Source organism: Cellulomonas sp. P5_E12 (assembly GCF_054049315.1).
Window position 1 is genome coordinate 70001 of sequence record NZ_JBFUMP010000018.1, and the last position, 21359, is coordinate 91359.

General features: G+C 73.8%; 17 protein-coding genes. 6 read left to right on the forward strand and 11 right to left on the reverse strand.

Annotated elements, in window-relative coordinates:
• Positions 1-130 precede the first annotated feature (130 nt).
• From ACXJKA_RS15065 to ACXJKA_RS15080, 4 genes are all read right to left on the reverse strand, one after another.
• Entirely contained in the window at positions 131-1045 is a 915-nt protein-coding gene (locus ACXJKA_RS15065) for a carbohydrate ABC transporter permease (RefSeq protein ID WP_456826026.1), read from the reverse strand.
• Entirely contained in the window at positions 1042-2046 is a 1005-nt protein-coding gene (locus ACXJKA_RS15070) for a carbohydrate ABC transporter permease (RefSeq protein WP_456826027.1), read from the reverse strand. Before ACXJKA_RS15070 ends, ACXJKA_RS15065 begins: the two co-directional genes overlap by 4 nt.
• Positions 2046-3284, reverse strand: a complete 1239-nt coding sequence (locus ACXJKA_RS15075; protein ID WP_456826028.1) for an ABC transporter substrate-binding protein — start codon at positions 3282-3284, stop codon at positions 2046-2048. Before ACXJKA_RS15075 ends, ACXJKA_RS15070 begins: the two co-directional genes overlap by 1 nt.
• 287 nt (positions 3285-3571) lie before the next feature.
• Positions 3572-4090 carry a DUF2505 domain-containing protein gene (locus tag ACXJKA_RS15080; protein WP_456826029.1) on the reverse strand — a complete coding sequence of 173 codons (519 nt, stop codon included), beginning with the start codon at positions 4088-4090 and terminating at the stop codon, positions 3572-3574.
• A 115-nt stretch (positions 4091-4205) separates the two neighbouring features.
• On the opposite strand from ACXJKA_RS15080, the gene ACXJKA_RS15085 reads away from it, so the two are divergent.
• On the forward strand, positions 4206-5687 hold the full coding sequence (locus tag ACXJKA_RS15085) for a sensor histidine kinase (protein ID WP_456826030.1): 1482 nt from the start codon (positions 4206-4208) through the stop codon (positions 5685-5687).
• 72 nt (positions 5688-5759) lie between these two features.
• Here ACXJKA_RS15085 and ACXJKA_RS15090 read toward each other — a convergent pair whose 3' ends face one another.
• Positions 5760-6008, reverse strand: a complete 249-nt coding sequence (locus ACXJKA_RS15090; RefSeq protein WP_118768014.1) for a WhiB family transcriptional regulator — start codon at positions 6006-6008, stop codon at positions 5760-5762.
• Positions 6009-6426: 418 nt separating this feature from the next.
• Between ACXJKA_RS15090 and ACXJKA_RS15095 the strand changes: the two genes are divergently transcribed.
• The gene (locus tag ACXJKA_RS15095) at positions 6427-6822 is read left to right on the forward strand and encodes a hypothetical protein (protein ID WP_456826031.1); all 396 of its coding nucleotides are present in this window, start codon (positions 6427-6429) and stop codon (positions 6820-6822) included.
• Here the strand turns inward: ACXJKA_RS15095 and ACXJKA_RS15100 are convergent.
• The 5 genes from ACXJKA_RS15100 to ACXJKA_RS15120 all read right to left on the reverse strand — a co-directional run bounded on the left by ACXJKA_RS15100 (position 6791) and on the right by ACXJKA_RS15120 (position 16107).
• Positions 6791-10435 (reverse strand): FtsK/SpoIIIE domain-containing protein, encoded by a 3645-nt coding sequence (locus ACXJKA_RS15100; protein WP_456826032.1) that lies wholly within the window; start codon positions 10433-10435, stop codon positions 6791-6793. The two genes, ACXJKA_RS15095 and ACXJKA_RS15100, sit on opposite strands and share 32 nt — an antisense overlap.
• A 112-nt stretch (positions 10436-10547) precedes the next feature.
• Positions 10548-13112, reverse strand: coding sequence for an ABC transporter permease (locus tag ACXJKA_RS15105; RefSeq protein WP_456826033.1), 2565 nt, complete (start codon positions 13110-13112; stop codon positions 10548-10550).
• A complete protein-coding gene (locus ACXJKA_RS15110; protein ID WP_456826034.1) occupies positions 13112-13906 on the reverse strand; it encodes an ABC transporter ATP-binding protein in 795 nt (264 codons plus the stop codon). Before ACXJKA_RS15110 ends, ACXJKA_RS15105 begins: the two co-directional genes overlap by 1 nt.
• A gap of 105 nt (positions 13907-14011) precedes the next feature.
• On the reverse strand, positions 14012-14728 hold the full coding sequence (locus ACXJKA_RS15115) for a response regulator (protein WP_456826035.1): 717 nt from the start codon (positions 14726-14728) through the stop codon (positions 14012-14014).
• The gene (locus ACXJKA_RS15120) at positions 14725-16107 is read right to left on the reverse strand and encodes a sensor histidine kinase (RefSeq protein WP_456826036.1); all 1383 of its coding nucleotides are present in this window, start codon (positions 16105-16107) and stop codon (positions 14725-14727) included. The genes ACXJKA_RS15115 and ACXJKA_RS15120 overlap by 4 nt, the downstream gene beginning before the upstream one ends.
• A gap of 60 nt (positions 16108-16167) precedes the next feature.
• Here ACXJKA_RS15120 and ACXJKA_RS15125 point away from each other — a divergent pair, with 60 nt between their 5' ends.
• The 3 genes from ACXJKA_RS15125 to manA all read left to right on the forward strand — a co-directional run bounded on the left by ACXJKA_RS15125 (position 16168) and on the right by manA (position 19484).
• Complete coding sequence (locus ACXJKA_RS15125; protein ID WP_456826037.1) at positions 16168-16866, forward strand: response regulator transcription factor; 699 nt, start codon at positions 16168-16170, stop codon at positions 16864-16866.
• 3 nt (positions 16867-16869) lie between these two features.
• A complete protein-coding gene (locus ACXJKA_RS15130) occupies positions 16870-18192 on the forward strand; it encodes an ATP-binding protein (protein WP_456826038.1) in 1323 nt (440 codons plus the stop codon).
• Positions 18193-18290: 98 nt separating this feature from the next.
• Positions 18291-19484, forward strand: coding sequence for a mannose-6-phosphate isomerase, class I (gene manA, locus ACXJKA_RS15135; RefSeq protein WP_456826039.1), 1194 nt, complete (start codon positions 18291-18293; stop codon positions 19482-19484).
• An 11-nt stretch (positions 19485-19495) separates the two neighbouring features.
• On the opposite strand, the gene ACXJKA_RS15140 is transcribed toward manA, so the two are convergent.
• Complete coding sequence (locus tag ACXJKA_RS15140; protein ID WP_456826040.1) at positions 19496-19990, reverse strand: GtrA family protein; 495 nt, start codon at positions 19988-19990, stop codon at positions 19496-19498.
• A 126-nt stretch (positions 19991-20116) separates the two neighbouring features.
• Here ACXJKA_RS15140 and ACXJKA_RS15145 point away from each other — a divergent pair, with 126 nt between their 5' ends.
• Positions 20117-21283, forward strand: coding sequence for a 5-(carboxyamino)imidazole ribonucleotide synthase (locus ACXJKA_RS15145; protein ID WP_456826041.1), 1167 nt, complete (start codon positions 20117-20119; stop codon positions 21281-21283).
• The last annotated feature ends 76 nt before the right edge of the window (positions 21284-21359 follow it).

The window sequence follows — 21359 nt, forward strand, 5'->3', positions numbered from 1 at the left end:
GCCGGAGCAGCGATGACGAGCTGGTGACGGAGGACGGGGTGCCGGGGGAGCACCCCGCCCTCTCGTCTGCCGGACCTCGGGTCGGGGACGACCGCGACGTCAGGTCCCTGCTAGGGGACAGTCTGCGGGCTCAGCCCTTGACCGCGCCCTGCATGATGCCGGCCACGAGCTGACGGCCCGCGACGAAGAACAGGATGATCAGCGGGATGGTGGAGACCGTGACGCCCGCCATGATCAGGGACATGTCCTTGAAGTACGACGCCTGGAGCAGCTGGATGGCCACCGGGAGCGTCGGGTTCTGCGGTCCGAGGACGATGAACGGCCAGAAGAAGTTCGTCCACGAGGCGACGAACGTGAACAGGCCGAGCATGACGGCCGCAGGGCGCGCCGCCGGGAGGGCGATGTGCCAGAAGGTCCGGATCATCGAGGCGCCGTCCACGCGCGCGGCCTCGACCAGCTCGTAGGGCAGCGCCGACTCGAGGTACTGCGTCATCCAGAAGACACCGAACGCGGTGACCAGACCCGGGACGATGACGGCGATGAGCTTGCCGGTCCAGCCGAGCTGGGACATGAGGATGAACAGCGGGACGATGCCCAGCTGCGTCGGCACGGCCGTGGTGGCGATGACGAACACGAGAAGGGCGCTTCGGCCCTTGAAGCGCAGCTTCGAGAACGAGAAGCCGGCCAGCGTCGAGAACAGCACCACGGAGAGCGCGGTGACCGTGCCGACGACGATCGAGTTCGTGAGCGCCTTCCAGAACTGGATGTCGCCGTTCAGCACCTTGCCGACGTTGGTGAAGAACTCTCCCTGCGGGATCAGCGACGGGATCGGGTGCTGCGCGATGTACGCCGAGTTCGACGACGCGAGCAGGAACGCGTAGTACAGCGGCGCGATCGCCAGGACGATGGCCAGCGCGAGCAGGGTGTAGGTGACCCAGCCCGGGCGACGGTCGGAACCGGCGGCCGTGGAGCGGCTGCGCCCGGCGGCACGTGCGGCGCCGCGGCCGGCGGTCTGCCGGATGACCGGCAGCGAGGGGGCGCTCATCGGGAGACCTTCTTCCGCTTTGACGAGGTGTCGGACGAGATCCGCCGCGTGATCGAGAAGTTGATGATGCCGATCAGCACGATGATCAGGAACAGGATCCAGGCGACCGCGGACGCTCGTCCGAAGCTCTTCTGGTTGCCCCAGCCCAGCTCGTAGATGTACATGGTCGTCGTCATCCACTGGCGGCTCGGGCCACCCTGGCCGGTCTGGTCGAACAGGCGCGGCTCGTCGAAGATCTGCAGTCCGCCGATGGTCGACGTGATGACGACGAAGATGAGCGTCGGCCGCAGCATCGGGACCGTGACCGAGAAGAACTGCCGGACGCGCGTGGCACCGTCGAGGACGGCGGCCTCGTACAGGTCGCGCGGGATCGCCTGCATCGCGGCCAGCAGGATGAGGGTGTTGTACCCGGTCCAGCGGAAGTCGACCATCGTGGCGATGGCGACGTGGCTGGCGAAGACGTCCGCGTGCCAGCGGATCGGGTCGATGCCGACGTAGCCGAGCACCGTGTTGACGAGACCGTACTTGTCGGCGAACAGCTTGCCGAAGATGAGGCTGACCGCGACCGGCGCCACGACGTACGGCAGGAGCACGCCCATGCGCCAGAACGTCCGGGCGCGCAGGTTCGCGTCGAGGAGGGCCGCGAGCACGATCGCGATGATCAGCTGGGGGACCGTCGACAGGAAGAAGATGCTGAACGTGTTGCGGATGCTCTTCCAGAAGTTCGGCTCCTGGAGGACGAAGAGGTAGTTCTCGAACCCGACGAAGTCGCCCTTGCCGCCGATCAGGTTCCAGTCGTGCAGCGACACGACGGCGGTGTAGGCGAGCGGGAACAGGCCCGTCAGCGCGAACAGCAGGAAGAACGGGGAGATGTAGAGGTAGGGCGAGACCTTGACGTCCCAGCGACCGAGGGTCTGGCTGAACCCGACCCGGCGCGGCAGGCGCTCGGGGCCAGGCTGCGGACCGCGGTCCAGCTGAGGCGGGGTGGTGGAGGTGACCATCAGGAGTCCTTCGTGCTGGTGGGCAAGGAGCCTACGCTGGCGGGGCCGGGCCGATGGGTGACCCGGGCGACGATGCCCACGGCGCGGTTGGCCAGGATCTGGCCGGCCGGGGCGTTGTTGAAGAACGCGTTCGTGGAGCTGAGCAGCTCGTCCGAGGACAGCGCCTCGGTCTGGCTCGGGAACGTGCCCTTGTTCTTGTAGGCCTGGAGCTGCTGCTCCGGAGCCGTCAGCCAGGCGGCGAACTTCTTCGCCTCCTCGGTGTGCTTGCCCTGGGCGGGGACCGTCATGAACGAGCCGCCCCAGTTGCCGGCGCCGCCGGGGAAGACGTCCGCGATGTCCCAGCCGGTCACGCCGGCCGAGTTGCCCTCGATGACGCCGAGCATCCAGCCCGGGGCCAGCATGGTCGCGAAGCCGTCGTTCTGGAACGAGGCGGTCCAGTCGTCGGTCCACTGGCTGAGGTGGGCCGACAGGTTGTCGGTGACCGAGGCCGTGGTGACGGCGTCGTAGATGTCCTTCACCTCGGGGTTCGAGGCGGCGATGATCGTGCCGTCCTCGTCCTCGTAGGCGTTCTCGACCTGGTTGATCATGCCCTGGTAGATGGCGCCGGCGCCGTCGAAGAACGGCTTGCCCGAGGCGGCGGTGTACTGCTTGCCCACCTCGAAGTACTTGTCCCACGTGGCGTCCTTGCCACCGAGCAGCTCGGCGACGGCCGCGCGGTCGGTCGGGAGACCGGCGGCGGCGAACAGGTCGGAGCGGTACGCGATGGCCTCGGGGCCGATGTCGGTGCCGTAGCCGAGCAGGACGCCGTCGGGCGTCGTGGCCTGCGCGACCTTCCAGTCCAGCCAGCGGCCGTCGAGGGCCGAGTCCGTCAGGTCGACGAACTTGTCCGGGTACTGCATGAGCTCGGGGAGCCAGTCGATCTCGATCATCTCGACGTCCGAGGCGCCCGAACCCGACGCGAGGCGCGTGTTCAGGTTGTCGCGGGCCTCGTTCGAGGTCGCGGCCTTCTTGTTCTCGATGGTGACGCCGGGGTTGGCGTCCTCGTAGGCCTTGAACATCTCGTCCGTGTAGCCGGGCTCGTTGAACGTGCCGAGCGTCAGCGTGATGTTCTCGCCGGCAGCGCCGTCAGAACCCTCGTCGCTGGGCGTGTCCGAGTTGCCTGAGCAGGCGGTGGCGAGGAGGGCGATGCCCGTGACCCCCGCCGCGGCCGCCCACATCTTGCTGGTGGTCTTGCGCACTGTGACTCCCTTGTCAGTCGGACGGCGTCCTCGCCGTACCCCTAGGGCACCCGTCGGCCGCTCGCCGCAGGGGGCGCGGACGGACGTCGGGCTGGGCCGTGTGGACCCGGCGTGGTCGCGCTCCCATCCGCAGTGATGCGGGAGCGTTCCCACGCGCTGCGGATACTGTCGTCGGCAGCCCCTCCAGTGTCAAGGAGCGCGGGTGGATCAGTTGGTGTGGTAGCGATCCCACACCAGTGTTTCCGCAGGTCAGAGCGTTTTGGACACGGGTCCGTGTTACCGAATCGTTACGGCCGCGGCGCCTGTCCGTGACCCGCGATCCACCGGCGCGCCACATCCTGCTCGACCGTCAGCGCGGAGCGGACCGCGCCCGCGGTCGCCTGCTCGATCGCGGAGCCGAACAACGGCACCGACGCGCGCAGGTCGCCGTCGTACGCGACGACCGTCGATCCGTCCGCCGTCGGGGTGAGCGAGGTGCGCCCACTGAGCCGCACGGGAGCACCCGCGATCTCCACCACGACGGTGCCCACCCGGGCGCCGTCCGCTCCCGGCGCCTCCCAGGCCTCGACCTGGCGCACGTCGATCCGGTTCCCGACGAAGCTGCGCAGGTGCGCCGGGATCTGCTCGGTGGGCAGGGCGCGGCGGGTCGTCACCGTGAACGCCCCGTCGGCGGAGCCGGTGACGTCCACGTGTTGCTCGAGCGCACCGGTCGCGCGCACCTTGTCGTGCACGTACTCGGGGTCGGCCAGCAGCCGGGCCGCGGCACGGGCGTCGGTCGGCAGGTCGAGCGTCTCGCTCAGTCGCACGGCGGGTCCTTCGAGGGTCGAGGTGGTGGTCCGAGGCTATCTGCCCCACGTCCCGGCCGTCCCGCGCTGGTTCTTCGGTCCGGGCGCGGCCCGGGTTCCACCTACCCTGGTCCCCGTGTCCACGCTGAGCACCCTCGCCGCTCGTCATGCCGCGCTCGACGCCCATGACCTCGAGTGGCTGCACCTGCTCGTCGGTGACTGGCAGGTGCTGTCCGACCTCGCCTTCGCCGACCTGGTGCTCTGGCTGCCCACCACGGACGGCGACTTCGTCGCGATCGCCCAGTGCCGGCCCTCCACCGGCGCGACCGTGCACTACGACGACGTCGTCGGGTCGAGCGCGCCGGAGGGCCAGCGGCCCCAGCTGCAGCGCTCGCTCGACGAGCGGGCGGCCCAGCGGTCGCGCGAGCCGCGCTGGTTCGGGTCGTACGCGGTCCGCGAGGAGGCCGTGCCCGTGGTCCGGCGTGGCAAGGCGATCGCCGTGCTCGCGCGGCAGACCAACCTCGGCGGCGCCCGGACGCCCAGCCGGCTCGAGCTGAACTACGTCGAGGCGGCCGACGACATCTTCGCGATGGTGGGCCGCGGCGAGTTCCCGGCCCCGGACGCGCCGACCGGTCCGCGCCGCGGCGCCCCGCGCGTCGGCGACGGGCTCGTCCGCCTCAACTCCGAGGGCGAGGTGCTCTACGCCAGCCCCAACGCCCTGTCCTGCTTCCACCGCCTCGGTGTGGTGGGCGACCTCGTGGGGCGCTCGCTGGTCGAGGTGACCGCCGAGCTCATCGAGCAGCACGACACCGTGGACGAGTCGATGCCGCTGGTCCTCATGGGCCGGGCGCCGTGGCGGGTCGACGTCGAGGCGCGCGGCGTCGCGCTGTCCCTGCGCGCGGTCCCGCTCACCGAGCACGGCCAGCGTGTGGGTGCCGTGCTGCTGTGCCGCGACGTGTCGGAGCTGCGCCGGCGCGAGCGCGAGCTGATCACGAAGGACGCGACGATCCGCGAGATCCACCACCGCGTGAAGAACAACCTGCAGACGGTGGCCGCCCTGCTGCGGCTGCAGTCGCGACGGGTCGACTCCCCGGAGGCCAAGGAGGCGCTCGGGGAGGCCATGCGGCGGGTGGCCACCATCGCGCTGGTGCACGAGACCCTGTCGCAGACGCTCGACGAGAGCGTGCCGTTCGACGACCTGGTCGGGCGCAGCCTGCGGCTCGCCGCCGACGTCGCCACGGAGGGCGCGCACGTCCGCACGCTCGTGCGCGGCTCGTTCGGCTCGATCCCCGCCGAGGACGCGACCGCGCTCGCCCTGATCCTCACGGAGCTGGTGACCAACGCCGTCGAGCACGGGTTCGACGGGCGGGAGTCCGGGACCGTCGAGGTCATCGTCGACCGTCAGGACGACCAGCTGCGCGTCGAGGTGGCCGACGACGGCTCGGGCCTGCCGACCGAGCGGGGCGCCGGCACCGGCCTCGGCACGCAGATCGTCTCGACGCTCGTGACCAACGAGATGCGGGGGACCATCGAGTGGGCGAGCCGCGCGGGCGGCGGGACGTCCGTCGTCATCGAGGCCCGGCTGCGCGCGCCACGGGACGCGGGCTCGCTGATCTGAGCTGGCACGCACCGGACATGACTCGGCCCCGCCACGTGGGACGTGACGGGGCCGGTACGGCGGAGCGAGAGATCAGCTGGCGCGGCGCTGGCGCGCGGTCCGGCGCTTGAGGGCGCGGCGCTCGTCCTCGGACAGCCCGCCCCACACCCCGGCGTCCTGACCGGTCTCGATCGCCCACTTGAGGCACGTGTCCACGACGGGGCACCGGCGGCAGACGGCCTTCGCCTCGTCGATCTGGAGCAGCGCGGGTCCGGTGTTCCCGATGGGGAAGAACAGCTCCGGGTCCTCGTCGAGACACGATGCGCGGTGGCGCCAATCCATGATTTATCTCCTAGGCACACGTCAGGCCAGCGCCCGGGGGGTCAGGGCGCGCGTATCTAGACGTGAGATCGGGGGTGGGTTTCCTTGCTTCCACAAGGCTCGCACCGGTACGGGGACTGCACAAGGGGTTACGGGAAGGTTTCATCTCCGTAACGACTGAGGCGTTCGTCACACCTGTGATTCTCCCGTGTGCGGCCTGAGCCCGCATGTTGATGCAGGTGAGGGGCATTGTCGGACAAATGTCCAGGTCAACACGCCGTTTCGGAGGGGTGATCGGTGTCACGTCGTGGCGTGGACCACGTCGCGGACGTGGTATCGCAGGTCAAACGGCCTATGTTCGGGGTCGCCCAGGTCAGCGGACCGCGGGGTCGTCGGTGGCGTGTCCGCTGTTGCCCGCGACCTGCCTAGGCTCCTGCGTGTGACCGAGCGCCGTCCCGCCCTGCTGCTGATCGTGTGCGCCCTCGTGACCCTCGAGGCCGCCGCCTTCCTGGGGCTCGGGGTCGCGTGGACCGCCGACGTGGTCCGGGGCGCCGCGACCATGCCGGCCGCGAGCCTGTTCCTCGCCGCCTTCGGCGTCGGCATCGCGATCCTCCTCCTGCTCGCGGCGCGCGGCCTGTGGCGGGGGCGCCGCTGGGCCCGGTCGCCGGTGATCATGTGGCAGGTCCTGCTCGTCGTGCTCTCGCTGGGTTGGCTCAGCGCCCAGGCGTCCGTCCTGGGGGTCGTCGTGCTCGTCGTCGCCACGCTGGTCGGCGTGGGCCTCCTGCTGCCGCCGGTCGTCGCGGTCACGGGGCGCCGCGAGGGTCCGGCCGAGTAGGCGCCGCGTAGACCTGCACCACCACGGCGTCCCGGCCGGTCAGCAGGACGCCGCGGCCCGGCGGCCGTCGGCGCGGGTCCACGCAGAAGGCGGCGTGCGGACCTGCGAGCTCCGCCGACGCGGGGTCGTGCACGTCGAGGACGAGTGTGCGCCGTCGCCGCAGCAGCGCGGGGAGGGCGCCCCGGAAGGCCTGCGCCGCTGCGGCGGAGGTGACCGCCGCGACGACGCCCGCGGCCGGCGCGGCGGCGAGGACCTCGTCGAGCGACGGCTGGCTGCGGTCGAGCTCGTCCAGGTCGTCGACGAGCACCACCGGCGGCGCGCTCGCCTCCCGGCACGCCGCGACCAGGTCGACGAGCGCCACGTCCTCGACGCCCGGGATACCGGGAGGGGCGGTCATCGGGTCGACCACCCGGAGCGCGCCGCCGCCGGCAAGCACGAGCGAGTGCGCGACCACCGCCAACGTCGAGGTGCGCCCGGATCCGGGCGGCCCGGCCACGAGCAGCCCGTGGGCGAGGTCGACCTCGACGAGCCCGGCGTCATCCCCGCCGCGGCCGAGGGCCACCACGAGGGAGCCCGACCGCGCGACCAAGTCCGAGGGGAGCTCGACGCGGTCTGGCAGGGCGCGGACGAGGACGAGCCGGCGTGCGGAGGTCGCGGGTTTGAGTTCTCCCGTGGGCGKCCCGGGCAGCACCACCTGGCACAGCTCCGCGCCGCCGGGGTGGACGTGCACGGCCCGTCCGGGGGTGCGCCGTGGTCCCGCCAGCGCTGCCGGCACGCCGGCGATCGCGTCGAGCGTCGGGTCGGCCAGCGGCAGCACCAGGCGGCGGGAGAAGGCGCCCGCGTGCTGCAGCGCGCTCGCGCCGGCGTCGGCGCTCGCGGCGACCGCTGTCCCGCCGGACGCTCCCCGCCACAGGGCGGTCAGCCGGTCGGCACCCGCGCCRTGCGCGAGCCGGCCCAGCGACTCGAGAGCCAKGTCGAGGCGGTCGACCAGGAGCAGCGCCCGGCCTCCGGTGGCCGCGGCGAGCAGCTCGAGGAGCCGCGCGGTGCCGCGGGCGTCGTCGGTGCCGAGGACGCTCGCGAGGCCGCCGTGCCGGTCGCCGGCGCGGAGCCGGTCGACGGCGTCGGGGGGCAGGCCGACGGCGTGCACGTCCCAGCCGTGCTCGAGGGCCTCGATGCCGAGGGTCAGCAGCACCGTGCTGCGGCCCGAGCGCGGCCCACCCAGTGCGAGCAGGTGCCCCTCCGACGGGTCCCAGCGCACGCCCGCTCGACGCAGCTGTTCGGGGAGGTCCGCGACGGCGAGCGCGAGGCCGGGACCGTCCGGCATGTCGCTGCTGCGGACCACCTCGGGCAGCCCGGGGAGCCAGGGCGGTCGCTCCCGAGCAGGTCCCGCGCGTGCGGCCTCGTCGGCGGCCCGGACCCACGCCGCGATGGCGTCCGCCGGCTCCCKGGGCGCGGTGCCGCGGGGCGTCCAGCTGGCGTCGCCGGGCCACGGTCGAGCCGCCCGGACCACCGGCAGCGCGCTCGTCGCGACGGCGCGGGCGACCTGCACCGGTTCGGGCGGCCGCGTGCCCCGGCGCAGCCACGCCCGCCCGGGAGTCGCGGGGTCGATCCGGGCAGCGTCGGGCGCGTCGAGGACGTCGGTCGAGTCGGCGACGTCGGCCACCCGGAGGGCCACCCGGAGCGCGACGTTCGCGCGCAGGTCCGCACCGACCGCGCCCGCGGGCCGCTGCGTGGCCAGGACCAGGTGCACCCCCAGCGCGCGGCCCTGTGCCGCGATCCGGGCGAGCGCGCCGGACGCGTCGGGGACGTCCTCGGTGAGCGCGCGGAGCTCGTCGACCACGACGAGCAGCCGCGGCGGCGTGCCGGCGGCCGCGGGGTCCAGGTMGACCAGGTCACGCGCGCCCGCCGCGGCGAGGACCCGCTCGCGGCGACGCAGCTCGGCGCGCAGCGCGGTGAGGACCCGACGGGCGTGCGTCGCATCGAGGTCGGTGACGTGCTCGAGCACGTGCGGGAGCCCGGCGACGGGCCCGAGCCCCGTGCCGCCCTTGAAGTCGACCAGCAGCATCGTCAGCCGGTCGGGCGGGTGCGTCAGCGCGAGCGCGAGGACGAGCGTGGTGAGGAGCTCGGACTTGCCGGCGCCGGTGGTGCCCGCGACGAGCACGTGCGGACCGTCGGCGACGAGGTCGACGCCGAGCGTGCGACCGTCAGGGCCGAGGCCGAGCGCGGCGACGAGCCCCGTGCATGGCGCGGCCCACGCGGAGGCCACCCGGTCGGGTGCGGGGATGCCGTCGAGGGCCCCGAGCGACGCCCGGTCGGGCAGGGCGCCGGGCCCGTCGCGTCGGGCGGCGCTCGCGCGGGCGGCAGCCGCGGAGCGGACCTGCGCGCTTGCGTGCGCGGCGGTGACCGCGTGCCTGGGCACCTCACGGGTCGATCCGGCAGCGTCTCGCAGGAGAACCGGCCGAGGACCCACCTCCAGGCGGGCGCGGCACCACGCGGGGACGTCGGAGACCGTCTCGGCGAGCAGGACCAGGCGGTCGACCGGGGGAGCCGAGGACCTCCAGCGGGCCAGGGCCGCGGTGTCGCCGGGGTCGTCGGCCACGACGAGGGTTCCTGGCCCGGGGCCGACCGATGCCCAGACTCCCCACGCCCAGTCGTCGGGGTGCCGGGTGTGCACCGTGAGCGGCCCGGCGAGGTGGGTACCCAGCGCACTGAGAACCACGGCCCGGGCCACGGGCAGCGCGAGGTGGCGCGGACCGACGACGGCGAGCGAGCCGCCCGTGTCCCACGGCTGCTCCACGACCACCGGCTCGGCGTCGACGTACCGGGCCCTCGTCGTGGCGACGGCGAGCGCGGCGGGGTCCCGCAGAGCCGGGTCGGCGGGGGCGGMCCGACGGCGACGCCAGGCGCGGAGCCCCGCCGCCGCGAGAGCGACAGCCGGGGTGGCGAGGCCGGCCAGCAGCAACACCGGCTGCCGCAGCGCGAGCGCGAGCGCCACCGATCCGACCACGGGCGTGAGCCACGTGGTGAGGCTGCCGAACGGTCTCGGCTCGTCGGCGGACGACTTGATCGGTACGTCGCCGTGCGCACGACGCAGGACGAGGGTCGTCGCTCCCGATCGGCGCGGGTCGTCGGGCCGCCAGCGACGCCACCGGCCGCGTCCGACGCGGAGCCGGACGCGCTCGCCGCGTCGACGGACCCGGACGAGCTCGAGGGTGGGGTCGCGGACCCCCAGCCCACCGGGACCCCCGCTCCACGGGCGGAGGGTCGTGACGACCCCGTCGGGGAGCGCGAGCACGCCGCCGCAGTCGGGTCCCGCGACGACGGCCACGTGCCACGGGGCGAGGGCCGCGACCTCCGCCGGCGGACGCGCACCGACGCCCACGCGCAGAGCGCACCCCTCGACGAACGGCGGCTGGCCGACCATGTGGTGGTCGTCCAGCGGCACGTCGGCCACCGCCAGGCGCACGCCCGTGCCGACCCAGCCGCCGTAGCCGCTGACGCGGGACAGCGCGGGCCGCAGGGCGCTCAGCGCGGCGCCCGGGTCCGCCTCGACGTCGGTGGGGTGCAGACCCGGACCGCGGACCGGGTCGGGGTGGAGCAGGGTGAAACGCACCGCCTGACCCTGCCTTGTGGTCGGTCCACCCGAGGCCCGGAGGCGTTCGACCCGGGGAAGGGCCGTCCACCCACAGGCCCGCCGGTCGGCTCGGCGGGCCCGTGGGCTCCCGTCAGTCGACGGCGAGCGCGGCCACCGGGGAGGTGCGCGCGGCCGCCCGCCCCGGCAGCACGGACGCGAGCAGCCCGGCGCCCAGCGCGACGACCAGGACGATCGCCAGGTCCAGCCACGGTACGACGAGGACCACGTCGCCGATCTGGCCGAACAGCACGACCGAGCCGGCCCACCCGTACAAGAGGCCCAGCCCGGCTCCGAGGACCGCGCCGACCCCCGCGATGAGCATGCCCTCGACCGCCAGCATCCAGCGCAGCTGACGGCGGGACAGCCCGATCGCCCGCAGGGTCGCGGACTCGCGGCGCCGCTCGAGGACCGAGAGGGACAGCGTGTTGGCGACGCCGATCAGCGCGATCACCACGGCGACGCCCAGCAGCCCCACGACCACCGCGAGCAGCGTGTCGACCACGCGCTCGTACGTCGCCCGCTGGGCGCCGGCGCTGCTGACCTCGGCCGCGGTGTCGGGCAGGGCCGCCCGCACGTCCTGCAGCACCAGCGCCGCGCCGGCGTCGGGCTCGAGGCGGACCCACACCATCGAGACGGGGGCGTGCGGGTCCAGGGCGTCCAGGGTCGCCGGCGTGACCAGCGAGTACAGCCCGCCCAGGTCGGTGGCCACCGGTCGCAGCGGCACAGTCGTGCCGCCGTTCGCGGGGACGGAGTCGTCCCAGTTGCTGGCGTAGGCCGTGGCGTCCTGGACCTCGCGGCTCGAGGGCTCGCCCTGGGCCTTCGGCAGCAGCAGGGTGCCGTCCGTGAGGCCGTCCACGGTGCGCGGGTCGACCAGCACGTCCCCGACGGAGCCGTCGGCCGGCGCGGCCACGGTGAACCAGCTGTCGCCGATCTTGACCGGAGCCGTGCGCATCTCGAGCACCGTCTCGACGCCGTTGACCCCGGCGACGGCCTCGGCCACGTCCGGCGTCAGCGTCGCGTCACCATCGGGGACCCCGCTGTCGATCGTGAGGTCGACCGGGTAGTGCTCGTCGAGCTCCCGGGCCAGCGACACGCGTGCGCTCGCGGCCCCCGTGCTCATCATGGCGACGAGCGTGACGCCGATGAGCAGGGCGGCGCTCGTGGCCGCGGTCCGGCGCGGGTTGCGCACGGTGTTCGCGGCGGCGAGCCGGGCGCTGGTGCCGGTGCKGGCAAGCGCGCGCCCCGCCCACGACACGACCTTCGGCACCCAGAACACGGCGCCGACGAGCACGCCGACGAACGACAGGGCACCGGCGAGCGCCCCGACGCTGAGCAGCAGCGTCGCATCGGCGCGGCCCGTCCGGGACAGGACGGTGGCCATGAGCATGACCGCCAGACCGCCCAGCATGAGCAGCAGCGCCAGCCCGAGCCGCAACCGACCGGCGCGGGCGCCCACGGCCGGCGCGTCGGCGGGACGCAGCGCGGCCATCGGAGACACCCGGGTGGCCTCGCGGGCCGGCACCAGCGACGCGAGCTCGGTGACGACCGTGCCCACCAGCAGCGGGAACACGATGACCGGGAGGGTCACCTGGATGGTGTCGGGCAGGGGGACGCCGAGGTCGAGGCGGCCGAGGACCACCAGCGCGAGCTGCGCGAGCGCGGCGCCGAGCACGAGCCCCGCCACCGAGGCGGCGGACCCGAGGATCGCCGCCTCCAGCAGCACGGACCGGCGCAGCTGTCCCTTGCCCGCACCGACGCAGCGCAGCAGCGCGAGCGTGCGGGTCCGCTGGGCCACCAGCACCTGGAACGTGTTGCCGATGACGAGCGCGGCGACCAGCAGCGCCACGGAGGCGAACCCGAGCACCACGGTGACCAGCACGTTGCCGCCGTCGGAGAACTCCTCGACGGACTTCGCCGCGGCCTCGTCCTTGGTCAGCGCCTCGGCGCCGGGCACCAGCGGGACGATGGCGTCCTGGAGTGCCTGCACGTCGGCGTCGGGCCGCGCGGCGACCAGGGTGTCGGCGCCCAGCTCCGTGAGCGAGTCGACCCCGCTCCAGCGGATCGCGTCGTCGGGAGTGACCAGACCCGCGCCGCCGGACTGCGACCACGCGTCGGCCGGGTCGGTCGCGATGCCGGTCACGACGACGTCCTCGTCGACCGCGCGCCACACCTCGTCGGTCGTCCCGTCGTCGGCCGGTTCCGAGACCCCGTACCGGACCTGCACGTGGTCCCCGACGCCGACCCCCAGGGCCGTCGCGGTCGCCGCCGGCAGCGCTATCTGGCCGCTCCGGGTGGGCGCCGAGCCGTCCTCGACGACCAGCGAGCTGAGCCGGGCGTCGGTCGAGGTCGGCAGCATCAGCTGGTAGCGGCTCGCGCCGCCGCGGCGGACCTCGAAGCCCGTCGGCGCGAGCACCTCGGCGGCCTCGACGCCGGGGAGCGCGCGCAGGGCGGCGAGCTGGTCGTCGTGCACGTCGCCCTGCACGACGATGTCCGCGCCGGCGTAGGTCGCCGTCACGGCGTCGTACCCCGTGCGGGTCATGATGTTGCCGGCGAGGAGCGTCGTGGCCAGGAACGCGGTGCCGATCGCGATGGCGACGGCGGCGGCCGTGAGCCGGCCGAGGCTGCGGCGCATCTGCGCCAAGGTCAGGCGAAGCATCAGAGCGCCACCTGATCCAGCGTGCGGAGGGCCTCGAGGCCGGTGAGCACCGACTCGGGCGTCGGGTCGGCGATGTCGCCCGCGATCCGCCCGTCGGCCAGCAGCACCACCCGGTCCGCGTACGCCGCGGCCGTCGGGTCGTGCGTGACCATGATGATCGTGCGGCCGAGCTCCCGCACCGAGCGCCGCAGGAAGCTGAGCACCTCGGCGCCGGAGCGCGAGTCGAGGTTCCCCGTCGGCTCGTCGGCGAACACGACCTCCGGCTTCGCGATGAGCGCCCGCGCGATCGCGACCCGCTGCTGCTGACCGCCGGACAGCTCCGCCGGTCGGTGCGTGAGGCGCTGACCKAGGCCGAGGGTGCCGACGAGGGTGTCGAGCCACTCGCGGTCGACGTCGGCACYGGCCAGCTCGAGCGGCAGCAGGATGTTCTGCTCGGCCGTGAACATGGGCAGCAGGTTGAAGCTCTGGAACACGAAGCCGATGCGGTCGCGGCGCAGGCGGGTCAGCGCGCCGTCGTCGAGCGACGTGATCTCCGTCGCGCCCAGCCGAGCCGTGCCCGACGTCGCCTGGTCGAGGCCGGCCAGCACGTGCATGAGCGTCGACTTGCCCGAGCCGGACGGGCCCATGATGGCGGTGAAGGCGCCCGCCGCGAAGTCGACGTCGACACCGTCCAGCGCCCGGACCTCGGCGGCGCCCTGCCCGTAGACCTTGGTGAGCGACCGGGCGCTGACGGCGACCGTGGCGTCCGGCTGGGGCGGGTCTGTCTCCAGGGGGCGGAAGACGGTGGTGTCCACGGGAGGGCTCCTTCGACGGGCGGTGATGACGCTCCCGACGCTACGGAGCGGGCTATCACCCGCACATCAGGCCCGGGACTGGTCGTGCGTCATCCTGCGGGCCCATCAGGAGCCCGGCCGGACCAGTCCCGTCTCGTACGCGACGACGACGGCCTGCACGCGGTCGCGCGCGTGCAGCTTGGCCAGGATCCGGCCGACGTGCGTCTTGACCGTGGCCTCGGCGACGAACAGGTCGGAGCCGATCTCCGTGTTCGAGCGGCCGCGCGCCATGAGCACGAGGACCTCGCGCTCGCGGTCGGTGAGATCGGCGACCGCGAGCCGCGCGGGGTCGGTCGGCGCCCCCGGCTCGTCGGGCGGCAGCGCCGTCACGAGGTGCTCGAGGAGCCGCTTGGTGCTCGACGGGGCGATCACCGCGTCGCCGCGGTGCACGGTGCGGATGGCGCCCAGCATCTCCTCCGGCGGGGCGTCCTTGAGCAGGAACCCGCTGGCGCCGGCCCGGATGGCGGCCAGGACGTACTCGTCGAGGTCGAACGTGGTCAGCACGATCACGCGGGGCGCCGGGTGGGCCTCGGTCCCGCGCGCGGTGATCTGCGCGGTCGCGGTCAGCCCGTCCATCGTCGGCATACGCACGTCCATGAGCACGACGTCCACCAGTCCTGTGGCTGTCAGCGCCGCGGGGTCGAGCGCGCGCACCGCCTGGGCGCCGTCGCCGGCCTCCAGCACGACCTCGAGGTCGGGCTGCGAGTCGATGACCATGCGGAAGCCGGCGCGCACCAGCTGCTGGTCGTCGACGAGGCCGACGCGGATGTGGTTCTCGCTCATCGGGCGTTCTCGTCCTGACTGGTCGGCACGGGTGCGGTCCTCTCGGGTGGGGTGGTGTGGTCGCCGGGCGTCGGCAGCTGGGCGCGGACCCGGAAGCCCCCGCCGGGCCGGGGGCCGGCGGCGACCGTGCCCCCGAACATCGTGGCGCGCTCGCGCATCCCCAGCAGGCCCTGCCCGAGGCCGTCGGAGTCGGCCGCGGCGCCGCGACCGTCGTCGCTGACCTCGACGACGATGGCGTCGGGCAGCCACTGGACGAGCACGGTCACCGTGGGGTCCGGGCCGGCGTGCTTGAGCACGTTCGTGAGTGCCTCCTGCGCGATCCGGTAGACCGTGAGCCCGGCGCCGGGCGGCAGCGTCCGGGGCTCGCCCATCCGGACCAGCGACGCGCGCAGTCCGCTCGCCCGCACCTGGTCGACCAGGGCGCCGACGTCCGACTCGGCAGGTTGCGGGGCGAACCCCTGGGTCGCCGGGTGGGTGAGGCCGCCCGGTCCGGGGACGGCGCTCGTCTCGGTTCCGCCGCGCAGCACCCCGAGCAGGCGCCGCATGTCGGTCAGCGCGGCGCGGCCCGTCTCGGCGATCGTGCCGAGCGCCCGCGTGGCCGCCGCCGGGTCGGCGTCGGCGGCGTACCGGCCGCCGTCGGCCTGGGCGATCATCACGGTCAGGGAGTGGGCGACGATGTCGTGCATCTCGCGCGCGATGCGCGCGCGCTCGGCGGCGGTCGCGATCTGGGACTGCTGGTCGCGCTCGACCTCCAGGCGCTGCGCCCGGTCCACGAGCGCCTCGATCGTCTCGCGCCGCGAGCGCCGGACCAGGCCGAACGCCCAGACCGACAGCGCGACGACCCCGGAGAAGATCGCGGTGGACGCGGCCCCCGGCGCGTCGAACCAGCCGTTCATCGAGACCCCGAGCACGACCGAGCCGACGAGCGCCCCGACGATCGCGACGCGGTGCGCCCACCGCGGGCCGTGCACGGTGACCGAGTAGAGCGCCACGAGGACCGCGAAGTCGGCCGGCATCACCAGCGGGGTGAAGAAGAGCACCTGCAGCAGCGCCGCGGTGTAGACGGCCGCCGCCGAGGCGGTGGGCCGCACGCGGCGCCAGGCGAGCGGCGCGACGATCGCGACGGACAGGAGCGCGCTCGCGAGCGTGCGGGTCGCGCCGGACGTCGAGCTCGTGATGTCGGTCGCCGTCACGACCATGAGGAGCAGCAGGAACCCGGTGCCGGTGGCGTCAACGGCGAACCGGTGCGCATCCTCCCACCGCAGCAGCCGTTCCCACCTGGTCACCCCACGAGGGTAGGTGCGGCGCACGACGACGGCGTGCTCCTCGGGGACGACCTGGACCGTCGCGGCGTCCGACCCCAGGCGCAGGCGGTTCACGGGGACCTGTAGGCGCGCCCCTCTGGCGGTCAAGACCGTCCCATGACCTAGCATGGGCGAATGACCCAGGTGCTGCTGGCCGAGGACGATCCCGCGATTGCCGAACCTTTGGCCCGCGCCCTCGGGCGTGAAGGTTATGACGTGCGCGTGCAAGGTACGGGTCAAGGTGCGATCGACGGCGCCGCAGCTGCCGACCTGGTCGTGCTCGACCTCGGGCTGCCGGACATGGACGGCCTCGACGTCGCCCGCGCCATCCGCAACCTCGGCCTCACGACGCCCCTGCTGGTCCTCACCGCGCGCGCCGACGAGGTCGACCTCGTGGTCGGGCTCGACGCGGGCGCCGACGACTACGTGACGAAGCCGTTCCGGCTGGCGGAGCTGCTCGCCCGCGTCCGGGCGCTGCTGCGGCGCAGCGTCGGCGACCCGGGCGACGAGGACGAGCTGCACGCGCAGAACGTGCGCGTCGACGTCGCCGCGCACCGGGCGTTCCAGGGCGAGCGTGAGCTGCACCTCACGGCCAAGGAGTTCGACCTCCTGCGCGTGCTGGTCGGTGCCGCAGGTACGGTCGTGGCGCGCGAGACCCTGATGCGCGAGGTCTGGGGCTCGGACCCGACGGGCTCGACGAAGACCCTCGACATGCACGTGTCCTGGCTGCGCCGCAAGCTCGGCGACGACGCCAACGCGCCCCGGTACGTCACGACGGTGCGCGGCATGGGCTTCCGGTTCGAGACGGGCGGCGCCAGCGCCGAGCGGGCCTGACCTTTGCGTCGTCGCGTCCTGCAGGCGACGATCGCGGCGGTCACCGTCGCGGTGGTCCTGCTCGGCTTCCCCCTGGCGTTCCTGGGTGCTCAGCTTGTCCGCGAGAACGAGATGCAGGCCCTGCAGTCGCGGGCCACGGACGCGGCGCGCGCGGTCGACTTCCGCGTCGAGCAGGACATCGCGCTGTCCGACCGCATGTTCGAGAACGCGGCGGGCGGCCCCGGCGACATCCCGGCGTCGGTCGTCGTGCAGGCGCCGGACGGCCGGGTCTACCAGGCCGGCGACCGGATCCGCGGCCGCACCCTCTCGGTGAAGGTCGACTCGGACACCGGCGCGACCGTGCTGCTCTACGTGTCCTGGTGGGACGTCTTCTGGCTCAGCGCCCGGGTCATCGCCCTCGTCGTGGTCGCGGCCGTCGTGGCCTTCGCGGCCGGCATCGCGATGGCGATCTGGCAGGCCAACCGGCTCACGGCCCCGCTCCTGTACCTCGCTGCGTCCGCCGAGCAGCTGGGTGCCGGCCAGGTGCGCCCGCGCCTCGAGCCCTCGGGGGTCGAGGAGATCGACCTCGTCGCCGCCGAGCTCGCCCGCAGCGCCGACCGGATGGCCGGCCGGCTGGCCGCCGAGCGGCAGTTCGCCTCCGACGCCTCCCACCAGCTCCGCACGCCGCTGACCGCCCTGTCGATGCGGCTCGAGGAGATCATGCTGGCGACCGACGAGCCCGCGGTCAGCGAGGAGGCGCGCATCTCGCTCGAGCAGGTGGAACGCCTGGTGCGGGTGGTCGACGACCTGCTGGCCAGCTCGCGGCGGCTCCAGGGCGGCACCACCGAGGCGGTCAGGCTGCTCGAGATCGTGCACCAGCAGGAGGAGGAGTGGCAGCCGACCTTCCAGGCGCACGGTCGGCGACTCGTGGTGGAGGTCGACCGGGCCACCCAGGTGCTCGCGACGCCCGGCGCGCTCGCCCAGGTCATCGCCACGCTCATCGAGAACTCCCTGCGGCACGGGGCCGGCACCACGACCGTGCGGTCGCGACCCGGCGGACCGTCGGGCGCCGTCGTCGTCGAGGTCGCCGACGAGGGTGCCGGGGTGCCCGACGACCTGGCCCCCCGGATCTTTGAGCGCGAGGTGACGTCCGGCAAGGGCACGGGGCTTGGGCTCGCGCTCGCCCGCGACCTGGCCTCCGCCGACGGGGGGCGGCTCGAGCTGGCCCAGCGCCGGCCCGCAGTGTTCGCGCTGTTCCTGTCCGGCGTGCCCGCGTCCATGCGGCCCGACGTCGTGCTGCCGCTGGGTGCGGTCGTGTCGGCGCGGCCGGACCGCCGTCGGCGCTGAGGAATTGGACCACGACCCGCCGGGTCGAGGCGTGGTCGACCGACGCCCACGTACGCTGGGACGTCATTGCCGATGACGAGCCGCAGGAGAGCGCCACCGTGTACCGGATCACGCCCCGCACGCAGAGCTACGCGTGGGGTTCGACGACCGCCATCCCCGACGTCCTCGCGACGGTCCCGGACGGAGGGCCGGTGGCCGAGGCGTGGTTCGGCGCCCACACGAGTGCACCCTCGACGGTCCACTGTGCCGATGGCGACCGTCGGCTGGACGAGCTCATCGCCGAGGATCCCGCCCACCACCTCGGTGCGGCGATCGCCTCGAGGTTCGGTGCGCTGCCGTACCTGCTCAAGATCATCGCCGCGGACGCGCCGCTCTCGCTCCAGGTGCACCCGAGCCTCGAGCGCGCCCGCAAGGGCTTCGCACGCGAGGAAGCGGCAGGGATCCCCGTCGACGCGCCCGAGCGCAGCTACCGCGACCAGAACCACAAGCCGGAGCTGGTCTACGCGCTGACCAGGCTCGACGCCATGGTCGGGTTCCGTGCACCGCGTCGGGCCGCCGAGCTGCTGGCGGACCTCGACACGCCGCTCGCGGCGGACCTGCACGCGCTGCTCGTGGACGACCCGACGTCAGAGGGGGTCCGGAAGGCGTTCGAGTGGCTGCTGACGCCCGCCACCCGGCCGAGCGAGGCCGACGTGGCCAAGTTCGCGGAGGCGTGCACGCGGCGCCTCGCCGACGGGTCGCCGTCGCCGCGGACGGACCGGACGGTCATGCGCCTCGCGGCGGCCTATCCCGGTGACCCCGGCGCGGTGACCTCGGTGCTTCTCAACCCGGTGACGCTGCGGCCCGGGGAGGCGCTGTTCGTGCCCGCCGGTGCTGTGCACGCGTACCTGCGGGGCGTCGGGATCGAGATCATGGCCAACTCCGACAACGTCCTGCGCGCGGGGTTGACCAGCAAGCACGTGGACACCGACGAGCTGCTGAGCAACGTCGACTACGTCGCGGCTCCGCCGATCAGGATCGCCCCCGAGCGGGTGTTCACCTCGACGCGGATCTTCTACGCACCCGTCGACGACTTCGAGCTCTCCGTCTCGCGGCTCTCCGACGACGGACCCACGCGGATCCCTGGTCGGGGCCCGCGTGTGGTGCTGTGCCTGGAGGGCGAGGTCGCCGTCTCGACCGAGCGCGACGGGACGTTTGTCCTCACGCGGGGGCAATCCGTCTTCGTCTCCGCGGCGGACGGCGGACTCACCGCGAACGGCGACGGCGTCATTGTCCAGGCCGACGTGCCCTGACGGCGGCTGGGTCATACCGAGCCGGTGAAGACCCACTTCTTGTAGCCGACGTAGCGCAGCGCTGTCCCGATCGCGATGCCGACGACGGTGGCGGCGTTGTCGGCGAAGGCGTTCGTCAGGTCCAGGACGTAGTGCGAGAACGCCAGGGTGAGCACCGGGACGATCGCCCCGACCAGGTTGATGCCGCTGAAGATGACGAGCTCGCGCGTGCGCTGCGTGGTGCGCTGCTGGGAAAACGTCCAGTGGCGGTTGCCCACCCACGACACGAGAGTGGCGGCGAGCAGCGAGATGATCTTGGCGGTGAGCGGCTTGTGCTCGAGCAGGTGGCCCGGCCCGAAGCGCAGCAGGTTGAACAGGCCGAGGTCGACGACGAAGGCGATGCCACCGACCGACAGGAAGCGGGCAAGCTCGTACGCGCGTGCCCGCAACGCGGCTGCCCGGGAAGCGGGAGCGATCGGCGCCGCGGTCACGACCGGGCGGGCGGTCAGCTCGTCGCTCGCGCTCATGGAGTTCCTCGGCATCTCGGTGTCGGACGTCCCGCGAGGATAGCCCGCGTTGCTGGACGTCACCTGTCAGGCGTCGGGACGAAGCGTTTCGGCGAGCGCACCGGTGCTCGGCTAGTGTCGTCGCCCGTGACGGCACCCGTGGTGGCAGTGGTGGGCGGCGGGCAGCTGGCCCGCATGATGGCACCGGCGGCGACGGCGCTCGGGCTGCACCTGCGGGTCCTGGTCGAGAGCCCGACGTCCTCGGCCGCCCAGGTGGTGGTCGACGCCCCGGTCGGCGCCGCGTCCGACGAGTCCGCGATCGTCCGCCTCGCCGACGGCGCCGACGCGCTGACCTTCGAGCACGAGCACGTGCCGAACGCGCTGCTGGACCGCCTGGAGGCCGCCGGTGTCGCGGTCCACCCCGACGCGGCCGCCCTGGTGCACGCGCAGGACAAGATCGTGATGCGGACCCGGCTCACGGCGCTCGGCGTACCGGTCCCGGCGTGGGCGGAGCTGCCGTCCCGGACGGACCTCGACGCGTTCCTCGCCGACCACGGCGGTGTCGCCGTGGTGAAGACCGCGCGCGGTGGGTACGACGGCAAGGGCGTCCGCGTGGTGCGCGGCGCGGACGAGGTGACGGACTGGTTCGCCGCCGCCGACGACGGAACCGGCGCGCCCCTGCTCGCCGAGGAGAAGGTCCCCTTCACCCGCGAGCTCGCCGTGCTCGTGGCCCGGCGGCCCTCCGGCGAGCTCCGGACCTGGCCCGTGGTCGAGTCGGTGCAGCGGGACGGGGTGTGCTCCGAGGTCGTCGCCCCCGCCCCGGACCTGGACGCCGCCACGCAGGCCGAAGCCCTCGACGTCGCCACTCGGATCGCCGCCGGGCTGGGCGTGACGGGCGTGCTGGCCGTCGAGCTCTTTGAGGTGCCCGGCACGGCGGGCGGGCCGCCGCGCGTCCTCGTCAACGAGCTCGCCATGCGCCCCCACAACTCCGGCCACTGGACCATCGACGGCGCCGTGACCAGCCAGTTCGAGCAGCACCTGCGCGCGGTTCTCGACCTGCCCCTGGGCGACACCGCGCCCCGCTCGGCGTGGACCGTCATGGCCAACGTGCTGGGCAGCGCGCTGGAGGACCCGACCGACGCGTTGGCCGACGTCGCCCGCGCCGACCCCGGCGCCAAGGTGCACCTGTACGGCAAGGAGGTGCGCGCCGGCCGCAAGCTCGGGCACGTGAACGTGAGCGGCGACGACCTCGACGACGTCCGTCGGCGGGCCGTCGCGGCGGCGGCGCTCCTGCGCGGGGACGCGTCCGCCTGACGCGAACAGATCGCCGATCGCCCCGCCCGCTGGGACATGATGGGCGCGGCGCCACCGGGGCGCGGACGGCTGGACG